Source organism: Nocardia sp. NPDC055029, assembly GCF_053608525.1.
This window is the reverse complement of the sequence record NZ_JBSGVQ010000005.1, coordinates 87,150-101,364: the sequence shown is the minus strand read 5'-3', so window position 1 is coordinate 101,364 and position 14,215 is coordinate 87,150. Positions and strand designations below refer to the sequence as shown.

At 66.3% G+C, this 14,215-nt stretch carries 14 protein-coding genes; 9 read left to right on the top strand and 5 right to left on the bottom strand.

Annotated elements, in window-relative coordinates:
* Positions 1-44: 44 nt before the first annotated feature.
* The 3 genes from ACWF9G_RS06745 (at position 45) to ACWF9G_RS06735 (ending at position 4,420) form a co-directional block, all read left to right on the top strand.
* The gene (locus ACWF9G_RS06745; RefSeq protein WP_452514171.1) at positions 45-2,282 is read left to right on the top strand and encodes an MMPL family transporter; all 2,238 of its coding nucleotides are present in this window, start codon (positions 45-47) and stop codon (positions 2,280-2,282) included.
* A 27-nt stretch (positions 2,283-2,309) separates the two neighbouring features.
* Positions 2,310-2,927, top strand: coding sequence for a TetR/AcrR family transcriptional regulator (locus tag ACWF9G_RS06740; RefSeq protein ID WP_379303106.1), 618 nt, complete (start codon positions 2,310-2,312; stop codon positions 2,925-2,927).
* Between the two features lie 104 nt (positions 2,928-3,031).
* Positions 3,032-4,420, top strand: a complete 1,389-nt coding sequence (locus ACWF9G_RS06735; RefSeq protein ID WP_452514168.1) for a WS/DGAT/MGAT family O-acyltransferase — start codon at positions 3,032-3,034, stop codon at positions 4,418-4,420.
* 56 nt (positions 4,421-4,476) lie between these two features.
* On the opposite strand, the gene ACWF9G_RS06730 is transcribed toward ACWF9G_RS06735, so the two are convergent.
* Together ACWF9G_RS06730 and ACWF9G_RS06725 are read right to left on the bottom strand one after the other, a co-directional pair.
* On the bottom strand, positions 4,477-5,361 hold the full coding sequence (locus ACWF9G_RS06730) for an alpha/beta fold hydrolase (protein ID WP_452514166.1): 885 nt from the start codon (positions 5,359-5,361) through the stop codon (positions 4,477-4,479).
* A gap of 165 nt (positions 5,362-5,526) precedes the next feature.
* The gene (locus tag ACWF9G_RS06725) at positions 5,527-6,489 is read right to left on the bottom strand and encodes a helix-turn-helix transcriptional regulator (protein WP_452514396.1); all 963 of its coding nucleotides are present in this window, start codon (positions 6,487-6,489) and stop codon (positions 5,527-5,529) included.
* 63 nt (positions 6,490-6,552) lie between these two features.
* Between ACWF9G_RS06725 and ACWF9G_RS06720 the strand changes: the two genes are divergently transcribed.
* Positions 6,553-7,695, top strand: coding sequence for an epoxide hydrolase family protein (locus ACWF9G_RS06720; protein WP_452514164.1), 1,143 nt, complete (start codon positions 6,553-6,555; stop codon positions 7,693-7,695).
* 7 nt (positions 7,696-7,702) lie between these two features.
* Here the strand turns inward: ACWF9G_RS06720 and ACWF9G_RS06715 are convergent, their stop codons facing one another.
* From ACWF9G_RS06715 to ACWF9G_RS06705, 3 genes are all read right to left on the bottom strand, one after another.
* Positions 7,703-7,870, bottom strand: a complete 168-nt coding sequence (locus ACWF9G_RS06715; RefSeq protein ID WP_452514163.1) for a hypothetical protein — start codon at positions 7,868-7,870, stop codon at positions 7,703-7,705.
* Between the two features lie 133 nt (positions 7,871-8,003).
* Positions 8,004-8,474: an NUDIX hydrolase gene (locus tag ACWF9G_RS06710; RefSeq protein ID WP_379303096.1), complete on the bottom strand. Its 471-nt coding sequence runs from the start codon at positions 8,472-8,474 to the stop codon at positions 8,004-8,006.
* 4 nt (positions 8,475-8,478) lie between these two features.
* Entirely contained in the window at positions 8,479-9,219 is a 741-nt protein-coding gene (locus ACWF9G_RS06705; protein ID WP_452514161.1) for an XRE family transcriptional regulator, read from the bottom strand.
* A 150-nt stretch (positions 9,220-9,369) separates the two neighbouring features.
* Here ACWF9G_RS06705 and ACWF9G_RS06700 point away from each other — a divergent pair, with 150 nt between their 5' ends.
* From ACWF9G_RS06700 to ACWF9G_RS06680, 5 genes are all read left to right on the top strand, one after another.
* A complete protein-coding gene (locus tag ACWF9G_RS06700) occupies positions 9,370-9,654 on the top strand; it encodes a hypothetical protein (RefSeq protein ID WP_452514159.1) in 285 nt (94 codons plus the stop codon).
* On the top strand, positions 9,641-10,048 hold the full coding sequence (locus ACWF9G_RS06695; protein WP_452514157.1) for a hypothetical protein: 408 nt from the start codon (positions 9,641-9,643) through the stop codon (positions 10,046-10,048). The genes ACWF9G_RS06700 and ACWF9G_RS06695 overlap by 14 nt, the downstream gene beginning before the upstream one ends.
* Positions 10,049-10,158: 110 nt before the next feature.
* Positions 10,159-11,079, top strand: coding sequence for an acyl-CoA thioesterase (locus ACWF9G_RS06690; protein WP_452514155.1), 921 nt, complete (start codon positions 10,159-10,161; stop codon positions 11,077-11,079).
* 242 nt (positions 11,080-11,321) lie between these two features.
* Positions 11,322-11,519, top strand: coding sequence for a hypothetical protein (locus ACWF9G_RS06685; RefSeq protein ID WP_379303088.1), 198 nt, complete (start codon positions 11,322-11,324; stop codon positions 11,517-11,519).
* Positions 11,509-14,187, top strand: coding sequence for a LuxR C-terminal-related transcriptional regulator (locus tag ACWF9G_RS06680; RefSeq protein WP_452514395.1), 2,679 nt, complete (start codon positions 11,509-11,511; stop codon positions 14,185-14,187). The genes ACWF9G_RS06685 and ACWF9G_RS06680 overlap by 11 nt, the downstream gene beginning before the upstream one ends.
* The last annotated feature ends 28 nt before the right edge of the window (positions 14,188-14,215 follow it).

Below are 14,215 nucleotides of genomic sequence, written 5' to 3'. Positions count from 1 at the left end.
GCTCGGGGTCGTCGACGCGACGACCGAGAATCGGAGGATTTGCGATGGCGTCATGGCTGTACCGGCTCGGCCGGTTCTCGTTCCGGCACAAGTGGCGGGTGATCGCCGCTTGGGTGATCGCCGCGATCGCGGTGGCCGGGTTGGTCGGTGCGCTGAATCCGAAGTTCGCCAAGGATTTCGACCTGCCGGGAACCGATTCGGGTACGGCGACGACTCAGGTGGAGAAGTATTTCCCGGAGGTCATGCAGCAGCAGATGCGTGCCTCGACGAGCGTCCTGATCGCGGCTGAGGACGGCATCGCCAACCACACGGCGCAGATCGACGCGCTGGTGGCGGATCTGCGAACACTGCCGGATCTGACCGATCCGGCGACCGTGGTCGATCCGGTGCTGGTGGCACAGGCCGATCCCGTGATGGCAGCGTCGGTCGTGGGCGACGACGGCAAGGTCGGACTGATCCAGGTTCGCCAGAACACCGAGATCATGGACCTGAAGGTGGACCAGAAACACCACCTTCAGGACATTCTCGCCCAGCACAACGGCAACGGCCTCCAGGTGGAGGCCACCGGTTCGCTGATGCAGGTGATGGAGCCACCCGGCAAGGCCGAGATGATCGGCTTCGCGCTCGCCTTCGTCGTCATGATCGTGGCTTTCGGAGCGCTGATCGCCGCGTTCATCCCGCTGGTGACCGCCGTGGTCGGGGTGCTGATCACGATCCTGCTCGTCACGTTGAGCGCGGAGTTCATCAGTGTCAACGAGAGCGCGACCGGCATTGTGACGATGCTGGGCATCGCGGTATCCATCGACTACGCGTTGTTCATCGTGTCCAGGTACCGCAGTGAGCTGTCGCGTGGCGGCGAACGCGCCGAGGCTGCTGGGCGTGCGGTCGGTACCGCCGGTTCAGCGGTGGTCTTCGCCGGGCTGACAGTGATCATCGCGGTGGTCGCGTTGACGGTGATCGGTATCCCGTTGATCTCGCAGATGGGGATCGGCGCCGCGGTCGCGGTGGCGATCGCGGTGTTCGCCGCGTTGACGCTGATTCCGGCGATTCTCGGTGCGGTGGGGCGCTTCGCGTTCCTCCCGCGGGTGCCGTGGATCAAGCACGCGGAGCAATCCGGGACCGCCGAGACCAACGGGGTGAAGTTCGGGCGGATGGTGGTGCGCCGACCGGTGCCGTTCATCATCGCGGGCCTTGCGATCCTCACGCTGGTGGCGCTGCCGATGAGCAAGCTCGAGCTGGCGTTGACGACGAGCACTCCGGACGAAACGCGCGCGATGACGTTGCTGCAGCGCGGATTCGGGCAGGGCATCAACGGCCCCTTGCTGGTCATGGTGCACAGTGACGACGGCGACGTGAGCGCGGCGGCCGAGGCGAGCGTGGCCCACATCAAGACCCTCCCCGATGTCGCCAACGCCGACACCCTGATGTGGACCGGCAACAAGGCCGCGCAGCCGTCGCAGGTCTCGGACACCGCGTTGATCATGGTGATCCCGACCAGCGCGCCCGCGGACCAGGCGACCCACGATCTCATGGAGCGGATTCGCGACTACGCCCCTGTCGCCGAGACTGCCGGCGCGCAACTGCATGTCGGCGGCCAGACCGCGATCATGTCGGACCTGTCGGCCAAACTCGATCGAGCGTTGCTGCCGTACCTGATCGTCGTCGTCGGGCTGGCGTTCCTGATCATGATCGGGGTGTTCCGATCGATCTGGGTTCCCCTGGTCGGCACCCTCGGCTTCATCTTCTCGGTGCTGGCCACCTTCGGTGCCACGGTCGCGATCTTCCAGGAGGGCGCTTTCGGCCTCATCGAACAGACCCAGCCGATCGTGTCGTTCCTGCCGATCTTCCTCATCGGCGTGGTTTTCGGGCTCGCGATGGACTATCAGGTGTTCCTGATGACCCGCATGCGGGAGGAGTACATCCACGGCATGACGGCAAAGGACGCCATCATTTCGGGTTACCGGCACGGGGCGCGGGTGGTGACCTCGGCCGCGATCATCATGGTCAGCGTCTTCGCTGCGTTCATGCTCGCTCCCGACACCATGATGAAGATGCTGGGCTTCGCGCTGGCGATCGCGGTGTTCTTCGATGCCTTCATCATTCGCATGATGGTGGTGCCTGCCGTCATCGCGATCCTCGGCGACCGCGCCTGGGGTCTGCCGAAGTGGCTCGATAAGCTCGTGCCGAACTTCGACATCGAAGGTGGAGCCGTCCGCGACCGTGGCGTTCCCGCGGACACCGGCGCTCCCGTCGCTGCCGAACTCGTCGAAGCGAGGAGTTGACCCGGCACAGCCGATGAAGGAGCCGAGATGACGAACGCGATTGCCCCGGGCGAGAGCCCGGGGCGTCGGGTCGGGCTGCGCGAGAAGCAGAAGATGCGCACCCGCACCGCGATCCGCGAGGCCGCGATGCGCCTGTTCGAGCAGCAAGGCTATACAGCCACCACTGTCGAGCAGATCGCGAAAGAGGCCGACGTTTCCCACACCACGTTCTTCCGCTACTTCACCTCGAAGGAGCAGGTCGTCATCAACGACGACCTCGCCGAGGAACGGGAAGCCGCGATCGCCGCCCTGCCCCAGGGCCTCGATCATTTCGATCTGCTCCGCGCGATAATCCACGAGCTCTATCGGCTCGCCCTCGAGAATCCGTGGGCATCCAGCCCCGAGCGGATGAAACTGATCCACGCCGAACCGGCCTTGCGAATGGCGTATCAGATCGAATCCGACCGGGCGATCTCCGAAGCCAACGAGTTCTTCGCCGGCTATCTCGGCGTCGCACCGGACAGTCTTCGGCTCCGGGTGTTCATCGCGGCGGCGGGTGGGGTCATGTTCCACATCGCCAACAGCACTGTGGATCCCCGCGACGACCAGGCATTCGCCTCGGTGCTCGAGGCGGTCGATCTGCTCGAGCAAGGACTGCCGCTGTAGCGGTGGTGGACGGTGATCAGCTGATCGCCGCCGGCAGTGTGAGAGTCGTCTACTTCGGCCCGGCAATCCGGCAAAATTAGAACGCGTTCTAGTAGGGTTCGGCTATGGAACGACTCACTGGATTGGATGCCAGTTTCCTCTATCTGGAGACCGATACCCAGCATCTACACGTCTGTGCACTGCTGATTCTCGACCCGGCCGACGGGCCGTACTCGTTCGCGAATCTCCGCGACGAACTGCGCAGGCGATTGCCTCTCATCCCGCATATGCGCCGCCGGGTTCACCCGGTGCCGTTCAACCTCGACCATCCGCTCTGGGTCGACGACACCGACTTCGACATCGACAACCACATCCGGCGCGTCGACCTGCCGGAGCCGGGCGGTCAAGCCGGTCTGGCCGCGCTGATCGGTGACATCGCGAGCCGGCCGATGGATCAGAGCCGGCCGCTGTGGGAGATGTCGGTGGTGGAGGGGCTCGACGACGGCAAGGTGGCGGTTGTCTGCAAGTACCACCATTCGGCCGTCGACGGCATCACCGGCACGAACATGATGATGCACCTGTGCGATCTGGAGCCGGGGCTCGGCCGCCCGGAACCCGAACCGTGGCAACCGGAACCGGTGCCCGGCGATCTCGAGCTCATCGCGCGCGCCGCGGTCCGGTTTCCCGCCAGGGCCGGGATGCTCGGCATGGTTCCCAAAACCCTCGGCATGGTCGCCGGTTTCGCGCAACGGCGGCGGAACAATGAAGCGGGGATGGCGCTTCCGTTCTCCGCGCCGCGCACACCGTTCAATCAGGCCGTCACCGGGACACGGTCGGTCTCGTTCACCAAGACGGACCTGGGCGTGATCAAGGAGATCAAGGCCGCGTTCGGGGTGAAGGTGAACGATGTCGTGCTGACCGTGGTCGGCGGCGTGCTGCGCCGCTACCTGGCGGATCGGGGCGAGCTGCCCGATCGCTCCCTGGTCGCCTCGGTGCCGGTTTCTGTGCACGAATCCACCCGCCACACCGAGGGAATCAACAAGGTCTCGACCCTGTTCTGCCGCCTCGGTACCGATATCGCCGATCCGGTCGAGCGGCTGGAGGCGCTGGCCGTCGCCAACCGCGACGCCAAGGCCGAACATGATCTGATCGGCGCCGACTTCCTCCAGGATTGGTCGAAGTATGCCCCGCCCAACACCTTTCGTCTCGCCTCCCGCGTCTATTCGTCGCTGAAGCTGGCCGAACGGCACCCGGTGGTGCACAACCTGGTGGTCTCGAATGTGCCCGGTCCGCCGATGCCGCTGTACTTCCTCGGTGTCCGGGTGGACGGCATGTACCCGTTCGGTCCGGTCTTCCACGGCGCCGGGCTCACCGTCACCGTGCTGTCGAACTGCGGTGACCTGGATTTCGGGTTCATCGCTTGCCGTGACCTGGTTCCCGATGTCGACGCGCTGGCCGATGCGGTGCCCGCCGTGATCGACGAACTGCTGACCGCGGCACGCGCTCGGGGCTGATCGCCCACTTTCGAAAGTCCGCCCTGTTCGCCATCGGCGTCGAACAGGGTCGTCGACTACAGCCGCGCGGCCACCGCCCGGCACGCGTCGGCCAGCGCCGGCACGAACCGGTCCGGCGCGACAGCACACGCCGCATGACCCGCCGCGACCGGATGAACGCTCGACCCGGGAACCGCGGCCGCGAGTTCGATCTGCCGGTACACCGGGATCGCCCGGTCCTTGGTCGTGATGACCACCGCGGTCGGCACCCGCAGCTCCGGCAGCCACGCGGAAGCGTCGAACGTCCCGATCTCGGCCAGCACGGGCGCCAGCGCCCATCCGCTCGTACTGCGGAATTCGCCTACCGCCCACCGCCGTAGCTGACCCGGCACCAGGGCGGGCGGCAGTTCCGGCAGGCCGCGCGTCAGCCGCCTGGCCCGCTGATACGGATAGTCGCCCATCGCCTCGGCGACGGTGGCGAAACCGCGATGGAACGCCCGCTCACGCCGCTTCTCCTGGAAGCGATACGGAGTCGCGCACAGCACCAGCCCGGCGACCCGGTCCGGATGCCGGTGGGCGGTGAGCAAAGAGACGATGCCGCCGAGGGAATAGCCAACGCAGACAAAGCGATCCAGGCCGAGCGCGTCGGCGACCGCCACCACATCGTCGGCACAGTCGTCGAGCCGGAACCGCGCCGATTGGATCCCGCGCCCGTGCCAGCGCTGATCGAACAGCACCACGCGATACCCCGCGCTGAGGGTCTCCAGCGCCGGAAACCAGTTCAGGGCCGCCGTGCAGGCGGTGCCGTGCAGCAGTATCAGGACGGGTGCGCCGACTGGTCCCGGGATGTCCACGACGTAGGTCTGGCCACGCCCCGGAAGCTCGAGCATCCGTCCACCGGGAATCTCGTCGACGGCGGGCACGACGAAAGGCCCCGTCCGCACTGGTCGCGCAGCTCCCACGAAGGCCTCCTCGAACATTTCTAGAACTCGTTCTATTTGATGATGCCATATCGGCGCGTGCGCTCAGGTTGCCTCATTTGGCCTATCGCCCGGCCACCTGCTGGATTGCGTGGAGCCACCCGGCGTTGTCCTCGACGACATCCGCGATTGATCGACGGCCGAGATTCACGTCGTGGATGCGCCACCCGCCGCGCGGCGGAACCTCGTCGCAAGGCGATCGAACGCCACCGCGAGCTCGTCGCCGTCGATCACCTCGATGTCGACGTCGAGCTGTGTCAGCCACAGCGCGAGCCGGTCTGGGTCGTTGGAACCCAGCTCGACATGGCACGTGGACTCGTCGACCACCTCGATATCGACCGGGATCCGGATCTTCGCGGCGACCTCGGCGGCGGGAGCATGCACGAGTACCCGCGCGCGGTAGGTCCAGGCTGCCTTGCTGACGCGTCCGACGACATACTCGACGACATCGTCCGCAGGGATCACACGCGGCTGGAACCGCGCACCCGTCGGTGCTTGCGCAACCATGCGGTCGACACGAAAGACCCGCCAGGCGTCACGGTCGAGATCCCACGCGAGCAGGTACCAGAGCGGCCCCCAGCTAACCAGCCGTTGCGGTTCGGTGTGGCGGGCTCCTGCACTGCCCCCGGGCTTCGTGTATCCGAACCGGAGCCGTTCGTGGCCGCGGATCGCGGCAGCGACCGCGCCGAGAACCGAGAGGTCAAGCGGCGGCTCCGCCCCTGGAACGACGCTCGTCGCCTCGCGTACCGCCTCGACGCGCCGACGCAGGCGCGAGGGCAGCACTTGCTCCAGCTTCGCGAGCGCGGTCAGCGATGTCTCCTCGACTCCGAGCCTTTGGGTCGCGACCGCACCCAGTCCGACCGCGACGGCGACGGCTTCGTCGTCGTCGAGCAGCAGTGGCGGCATCGCCGTCCCCGCGACCAGTCGGTACCCGCCAGCGACGCCGGGCCGCGCGTCCACGGGATAGCCGAGCGACCGCAGCTTGCCGATATCGGCGCGCACCGTCCGCGTGCTCACATCGAGCCGGCCGGCGAGCTCGGAGCTCGTCCAGTCCCGCTTGAGCTGGAGCAACGACAGCAGCTCGAGCAGGCGGGCCGAGGTCTCCAACATGTTCTCGATCATTTCAGCAATTGCGGAAGATATCCTGCCGCATTACCCGGGAATGTGGGTGTCATGAACAACAACAACGCACTCACACCCTTCCGCATCGACATCCCGCAGGCCGACGTCGACGACCTTCGCCACCGGCTGACACACACGCGCTGGCCGATGCCAGTGCCGGGCCGAGACGATCGCACCGACTTCAGCCGGGGCATCCCGCTCGCATACCTGAAGGAGCTCGCCGAGTACTGGCGCGACGGGTTCGACTGGCGTGCGCAGGAGGCGAAACTCAACGAGTACGAACAGCTCACGACGGTCGTCGACGGCCAGACGTTCCACATCGTCCACGCGCGATCGGCGAACCCGGAGGCCACCCCGCTGATCCTCAACCACGGCTGGCCGGGCTCGTTCGTCGAGTACCAGCGACTCATCCCGCTACTGACCGACGAGTTCCACGTGGTCATCCCGTCGCTGCCCGGCTTCGGGTTCTCCACCCCGCTGTCCGGGTCCGGCTGGGAGCTGGCACGGACGACGGAGGCCTACGCCGAGATCATGACGCGGCTGGGCTACGAGAGGTTCGCCGCCCACGGCTCCGACATCGGCTCGGGCATCACCGGCCTCCTCGCGGCGCGCTACCCGGAGCGCGTCATCGGCACGCACACCGGCGCCGACCCCAAGTGGCTCGGGTTGGTCGGCGACAAGTTCCCTTACCCCGACGGTCTGTCCGATGACGAGCTCGCCCAGATCGAGGCAGTGCGCACCGAGGACGCGGCCGAGCGCGGGTATCTCGAGATGCAGAACCACCGTCCCGACACGATCGGCGCGGCGCTCACCGATTCGCCGGTCGGTCAGCTCGCGTGGATCGCCGAGAAGTTCAAGACCAGGGCGGGCGGCGCCTACCGGACGCCGGACGAGTCGGTCGACCGCGACCAGCTCCTCACCAACATCAGCCTGTACTGGTTCACTCGCAGCGGCGCATCCAGCGCGCAGTTCTACTACGAGGGCGAGCACTCCGGATTCGACTGGGACATGGCCTCCAGCGTGCCGTCCGGATGGGCCGTGTTCGACACCCACCCGCTCATGCGCCGCGCGCTGGACCCGTGGAAGGCGATCGGCCACTGGAGCGAGTTCACCGAGGGCGGCCACTTCCCGGCAATGGAGGTGACGGAGCTGCTCGCGGACGACATCCGCACCTTCTTCCGCGGCATTTCCTGACCCCGCGTCAGGACCGGCCGGCCACGAAGACCCCATTCGAGGCCGGCCGGTCCGGCGCGTCCAGGATCTCGTCGAACCGCAGGGTCGAGACCGAGGTGACTGCCTCGCCGCCGGGCCGGAGCGCTCCCTTGGCCGCCGCGAGCGCCTCTGCCCGTTCGGCGTCGGTGCGGAGCACCTGCGCGACGTCGCCACCGACGTCTGAACTGGATCACACAGCGCTGACCGAAACATGTCGGCGAACCCGGCTGGACCGCAGCGCCCCGGCTCGGCCTTCAAGACAGGCGGGGACCACACCCGCACGTGAATCTTCAGCCCAGATATGGCGTGCGTCGCCCCTCCATGTAGTGAGTCAGCCTGAGTCGCTGCGTGTGGTGCATGTCGAGGCTGTCCAGTTCGGCAGGGGGCACGAACCGTAGTTCGGTGGACTCGTCGGAGATGGCGAGGTCGCCGCCGGTGACACGGGCTAGGAAGCATACGTTGAACTGGCGTCGGACCTCGCCATCGCTGTAGGCGATCACGTGGCGTGGATCGGTGTAAGTACCGACGAGCCCGGTGATCTCGATGTCGAGGCCAGTTTCTTCTTTGACCTCGCGCACCGCGCAGCCTGGGAGGCTGTCGGTCATCTCCATGCCGCCCCCGGGTAGTGCCCACAGGCCGCTGTCGGCGCGCCGCTGAAGCAGGATGCGGCCGTTGTCGTCGCACACGACGGCGGACGCCGCGACGACAAGACTGTTCGGCTCTGGTGCGGCGGGGTCGTCGTAGAACTCGGTGCGCGCCATCGGCTCAGCCTTTCACCGGTCGGCCAGTTTGCCAGACCGCGTCGAAACTGTCTGTGTAGGTGTCGAACAGGCCACCGTCGAGGGTACGGCGCAGGTGCCAGACGGGCGCACCGTAGGCGTTCACGCCCCACACGTGGGCATTGACATACATTTCGTCGTCGGCGCGGAAGATGCTGTTGTAGAGCGTCGTTTCGTGGGTCCGCACCTCGATGCCCGGGCTTGCTACCAGCGCGCGGTAGTGCATCAGGGCCAGACGGCAGCGAGATTCGATACCGTGCCCGAATTTCTCTTCCCTGCCCCGTTGCTGGACGTTGGCACTGTCGGCGTCACCCACGGCTATCCGTATCGCGCAGCCCGCCTCGGCACGTTCGGTCAGCAGGTCGTTGAGCCGTGGGTATGCCTCATGGAGAAAGACCGCGGCGTAGACCAGGATGTCGATGTGGTCGCGCGCCGGCGTCAGCAGATTGACGAACATCGACGCCGAGACATCTGCTCTCCGGTCGTAGAGGGCAACGAGTTCGGGACTGACGGCACGAGCTGTGCGTGCCTGCTGTAAGGCGGGCCACAGGGCGTGGACGTCCTCACCCAAGCACTCAGCAGCTTGGATTGCGGTGCGCCGCCGGGGGACTCGACCGAGGTTTACCCAGCGTTCAACGGATTTCGGGTCCACGTTGGTCGCCTCAGCCAGTCTCGCGTGTGTCCATCCTCGCGCGGCTATCGCGGCGCGCAACCGCTCGTTCGACATAGGGACGTTGTACACCCGTTGGGACGTCCTGAAATGGGAAACGCGGGAGGTTCCGTCGTCCCGGCGATCAGAGAGACGCTGATGCCAGCCCCGCCGCAGGGTCGAGAAATCCCCGGCGGCGGGAGCAATCACCGACGAGGGGAAGTTACTGTGTGGAGACGAACTACCGGGCAACGGGCAACGGTCGATGCGATACAGGCGAGGCTCGCTCGCGAGGCAGCCTGTGCCGCGATCGCCCAGGACGACGAGCAGACCGGCCGCGACACCGTGATCGTGCACTCGGCACCGGTAGTGCGGTTCTCAATCGACCAGGCACGCACGACAGTCCGGGATCATCGCGGCTGTGACCGCACCATCTGCCCGCGGAAGATGGCCGCGATCAATGTCCTGGTCGGCGCCGGCCTGATGAAGCTGGATCGTCGTGTCGGGTACTGAGCACGAGCCGGGCACCGTCCCGGCGGCACGGTTGGCAGTCGTCGACGCGATGCGCGAGGTCGTCCGGGCCGACCGGCCCCGGGTCGCCGGCTGGCTCAACAGCTGGCACCCCGTCGACGAGACCGGACACGTCGGATCCGCATTCGCTGTCGGGCCGCACCCCGGCCACGACCTGTACTCCGACATAGCGGGCGCGCTGGCCGCGGTCGCAGTACTGACCGCGCCGGGCCCGACAGCGTTCGACGCGATCGGAGTCGACGCGATCTTCACGCCCGCGCTGCAGCGCCTCCTCGGGGTTGCCGAGCGCTTCGCTCGCGACAGCGGTGCGACGGCTGTCGACGTCGCTCACATCGAGATCGCGCTCGACCAGCGTCGAACGGAAGGGGATACCTGATGGGCACCATGACCCTGACCACCGCGCCACAGATCGCCGCCGGGGAAAGTGTCCCATTCACCGCTCATCTTGGCTTCCCTGGAAGTCGAGGTGTGTGCGAGCATTCCGCGATGGCTGGTGGAACTGATAATTGGCCGGTCGTCGACCTGGCCGACCTTCTGGAAGTGCTTGATCTCGCCGAGGTCGCGCCCGGACGATTTCGGGCGAGGAACGTGGCTTCGACGCTGCCGACTACGTTGGGCAGTCAGACGCTGGCGCAGGCAGTGGTGGCGGCCGAGCGCACGGTGCCGCACATGGCGGTGCAGTCGCTGCACGGTGTGTTCCCCCGCGGTGGGGACGCCGATCGGGAGGTCGACGTGGACGTCGAGGTCGTCCAGTCGGGGCGGTCGCTGGCCACCGTGCAGGTGTCGTTCCGGCAGGACGGGCGCGAGCACGCGCGGGTGTTGGCGATGCTTAGTGTCGACGAACCGGACTTCCTCGCACACCATGCCGCACTGCCGCCCGAGGTGCCGGGTCCGGAGGACTGTGCCGACCTGCCGTGTGCCCTGTTGCCGTGGGAGGTCCGGACGCCCGGTGGGGCGGACGCGCTGGCGCTCGACCTCGCGGGCCCACCATCGCTGGATGTGTGGATGCGCTGCGACAAGGCTCCCGATCTGCCTGTGGTCTCGCGGGCGCTATTAGCCCATGGCAGTGAAGGCTTTCTGGGCCCGGTCGCCCTGCGCCCCTACCCGCAGTCCGAGATCGTGCGGCGCGGTCGTCGGGGGAAGTCGGCCATGCTCACCCAGACCGTCACCTTCCATCGGCCGTTCACCGTGCACGACTGGCTGCTGTTGCGCTGCGAGAGTCCTTTCGCGGGCGCGGGCCGCATGTATTCTCGGATTCAGATATTCACGCGCGCAGGAGAATTGGTGGCTTCGGCGGATGCGCAGGGCCTTATGCGCGCGCACGGATATCCAAGCAACGCCTTGCACTCCACGGGAGGGGCGACACACGGCTCTATTCACCCGCGCCACGGTTTCATGAACTCCTGATCACTCACCCGGACCGGTGCCAAGTTGACGGTGATGACTGCTGGGAACGTTCATGTCTGGTCCGCCGTGCGCGGCCAGTCTGATCGGATCACCCAAACACGAGTAGCCGCCTACTCGACACTGTGACTTCCGATTGAGGGACAGTCGAGAGGAGATCGGACAGCAGCAACGAGAAGTATCGCCTCCGGAACAACTGGAGCCTGCCATTTGCGGCTGGTCACGGCGGAAAGGTCGTCGCGGACATGACTGAAGACGAGCGCCATCGGTGGGCCATGGACAGGCTTCCATTCCCCTACGCCGAGGCATTGCGGCTATACGAGGCGGGAATCACCGACGAGGTCATCGCTGAGGTGCTGGGAGTCGACATCAATGCGGTGGACTCGGTGCTCGATATGGCCGCGCGGAAGCTGGCTGTGATCCGTGATCGAGATGGTGGGTGAGGTTTTGCCGGGGCCCGAACAGTTTCCGAAGCCTGCCGGGACTGACTACCCTGAAATGATGGTGGCGGGGTGGTCACTGACCGGGCGAGCCGAGGAAATCGCCAAGCTGTGGGAAGCCACCGCTCCGAACACACCCGGCTGTGTCGTGGCGGGTTCTGCCGGTGTCGGGAAGACCAGACTGGCCACCGAGATCGCGTCGCGGTGGCGTTCCGAAGGCCGACCGTGCAGGTTCTTTGTCGCTACCCGGTCAGCCCAGTCGGTGCCGCTTGGCGCGTTTGCCGAGGTCAGCGAAAACTTCGGCACCGATCCGTTGCGCCGGGTCCAGGCAATGGTCGAGGCCCTGACTACGATGACAGCGGTAGGACCCGGTCTGCTGGTCATCGATGATGCCAACCTGCTCGACGAGCAATCGGCCTTGGTGGTGTACCAGATCGTTCGATCAGCAAAGGCGTCAGTGCTGCTGACGCTTCGCCATGGTGAACTCGCCCCGGACGCGTTGTCGGGGCTGTGGAAGGACCAGTTGCTGCTACGTCTGGACCTTCAGCCGCTCTCGCAGCTCGAAACCACCGGTCTGCTGACCCAAGCCTTGGGCGGTCGGGTCGAATCCTCGACTGCTGCCAGAATGTGGCAGTTCACCCGCGGAAACGTTCTCCACCTTCGGTATCTCGTCGAAGGCGAGCTCGCGAGCGGCCTACTCACTTGCCGTCACGGGGTCTGGGTGTGGGATGGAAGGCCGTCCGTTTCGCCGCCCTTGGCCGAACTCGTCGCTGCCAGTATCGCGCGCCAACCACCGATGGTTTTGGGCGTGCTGGACGTGTTGTCCGTTGTCGACCCGATCGGGGTCGACGTGCTGACCGCGGTGTGTGATCCACAGGCGGTCGAAACCGCGATCGCGGCCGGGTTGATCACCATCGACCGCGGCAGCAGCGCGGCATCGGTCAGACTGGTCCATCCGTTGCTGGGTGAAGTGCGGCGAGCAGCGAGCTTGCCGGCACGGCTGCGGGCGCTGCGGGGCAGTGTTGTGCAGGAGCTGCAAATCCGGAACGACGACTGTGGGCCAGTCGAAAAGGTCCGACGCGCGGTGCTGATGTGCGAGTCCGACCTCACTGCCGATCCAGCCGTGCTTATCGAGGCCGCCCACGCCGCGTTGCGATTGTCCGACCCGGTCACTGCCGAGCGGCTTGCCCGCCACGCCGTCGCCGCCGGTGGTGGTTTCCGCGCGGACCTTGTCCACGTCAGCGGACTGATCGAGACGCAGCAGTTCCAGGAAGCGGTCGAGGTCGCCACTGCGCTCGAACGCAGGCCGCTGCCGCCACGTGTACACGTGCCCCTTGCGCTGGCCCGCATGGTTGCCGAAGCCACCTTGGCAGGCCGACCTGAGAGCGGACAGTTCTCCGCCATCGAGCACGACGCAACCGCTGCGGGATTGACCTGCCTGTACGACGCTTCGGTTGCTTTCACCGCGGCGTTCCACACAGACCCGGTAGCGGCGCTCGAATCAGGTCGCAAAGCACTGGGCACAACAGCGCCGATGGACAAAGGGTTCGAGGTCCTGGCCGCGGTCGCCGTCACCGGTGGGACTGCGATGCTGGGTGCCTACACCGAGATGACGACGGCAGCCGAACATGCGTACGAGCTGTGCCGTACTTCGGATAAGACTGCAACCTTGCATTTCCTGAACGGCTGCTTCCACCTGATGGGACTTTGCACCGCCGGCTATCTCGCCCAGGCCGACGAGCTCGTCGCGCGACTGACGCGCGAGCCGCTGGATTTCCCGCTGGCCTATTCCTATTGGTCACTCCTGGAGTCGATGGTCGCAACCGCCCGGGGCGACCTGGCGGCCGCGGTCCGCAAAGGACAGGAAGCACTCGCGGTGAGGTTGCCTTCCGAATCCACCTGGATACCCACTGCTGCGCTACTCCAGCAGATCATCGCCGTCTCCATGCAGGGAGACGCCACCTCGGCATCGTCTCTGCTCAGTGAATATCGACCTCCGGGGCCCGCTGCCGAGGCCTTGCGCCCACGTAACCACCACCTGTTGGCACGGGCGTGGGTGGCTGCCGCAACCGGTGTCACCAGCCGTGCCATCGCACTCGCTGTCGATGCCGCGGACATGGCACAGCGGCAACAATTCCTCGCTCACGAGGTCGTCTGTCGCCAAACCGCGGTCCAGTTCGGCGACAGACACCAGACCTCACGGCTCACCGAACTCCGTGCACTCGTCGAAGGACCGCGAGTGACGGTAGCTGCCGATCACGCCGAGGCCCTCGAGCGGGGCGACTCTCAGGGCTTGAAGGAAGCTGCCCGTCGCTATGACGAGTTCGGCGATCGTATTGCTGCTGCGGATGCTGCCGCGCAGGCCTCGCAACTGTTCCGGGCGCAAGCGTTTCGAGGTGCAGCCCTGACCACTGCAGCCGCTGCTCGACGATCAGCCTCGGTGACCAGTGCGGCCACGCCCGCCCTCCGCGCGTTGCACGGTCCGGCTCCCCTCACGGCCCGGCAGCGCGAAATCATCGCTCTGGTCGCCGTCGGCATGTCCAATCAGCAAATAGCCCGAGAGCTGGTCATGTCGGTCCGCACCGTGGAGGGCCACCTCTTGCGAGCGTGTCAACGGGCCGGAGTCAACAGTCGCAACGAACTCGCCCAGTTGCTCGAGCGCCCCCGATGACGAGCGGGTAGAGAGGCGTTCATCAACT

Coding starts and splice junctions, on each gene's coding strand:
- ACWF9G_RS06745 (WP_452514171.1), top strand. CDS start 45: ATGGCGTCATGGCTGTACCGGCTCGGCCGGTTCTCGTTCCGGCACAAG.
- ACWF9G_RS06740 (WP_379303106.1), top strand. CDS start 2,310: ATGACGAACGCGATTGCCCCGGGCGAGAGCCCGGGGCGTCGGGTCGGG.
- ACWF9G_RS06690 (WP_452514155.1), top strand. CDS start 10,159: ATGGCTGGTGGAACTGATAATTGGCCGGTCGTCGACCTGGCCGACCTT.
- ACWF9G_RS06720 (WP_452514164.1), top strand. CDS start 6,553: ATGAACAACAACAACGCACTCACACCCTTCCGCATCGACATCCCGCAG.
- ACWF9G_RS06735 (WP_452514168.1), top strand. CDS start 3,032: ATGGAACGACTCACTGGATTGGATGCCAGTTTCCTCTATCTGGAGACC.
- ACWF9G_RS06680 (WP_452514395.1), top strand. CDS start 11,509: ATGGTGGGTGAGGTTTTGCCGGGGCCCGAACAGTTTCCGAAGCCTGCC.
- ACWF9G_RS06710 (WP_379303096.1), bottom strand. CDS start 8,474: ATGGCGCGCACCGAGTTCTACGACGACCCCGCCGCACCAGAGCCGAAC.
- ACWF9G_RS06685 (WP_379303088.1), top strand. CDS start 11,322: ATGACTGAAGACGAGCGCCATCGGTGGGCCATGGACAGGCTTCCATTC.
- ACWF9G_RS06705 (WP_452514161.1), bottom strand. CDS start 9,219: ATGTCGAACGAGCGGTTGCGCGCCGCGATAGCCGCGCGAGGATGGACA.
- ACWF9G_RS06725 (WP_452514396.1), bottom strand. CDS start 6,489: ATGTTGGAGACCTCGGCCCGCCTGCTCGAGCTGCTGTCGTTGCTCCAG.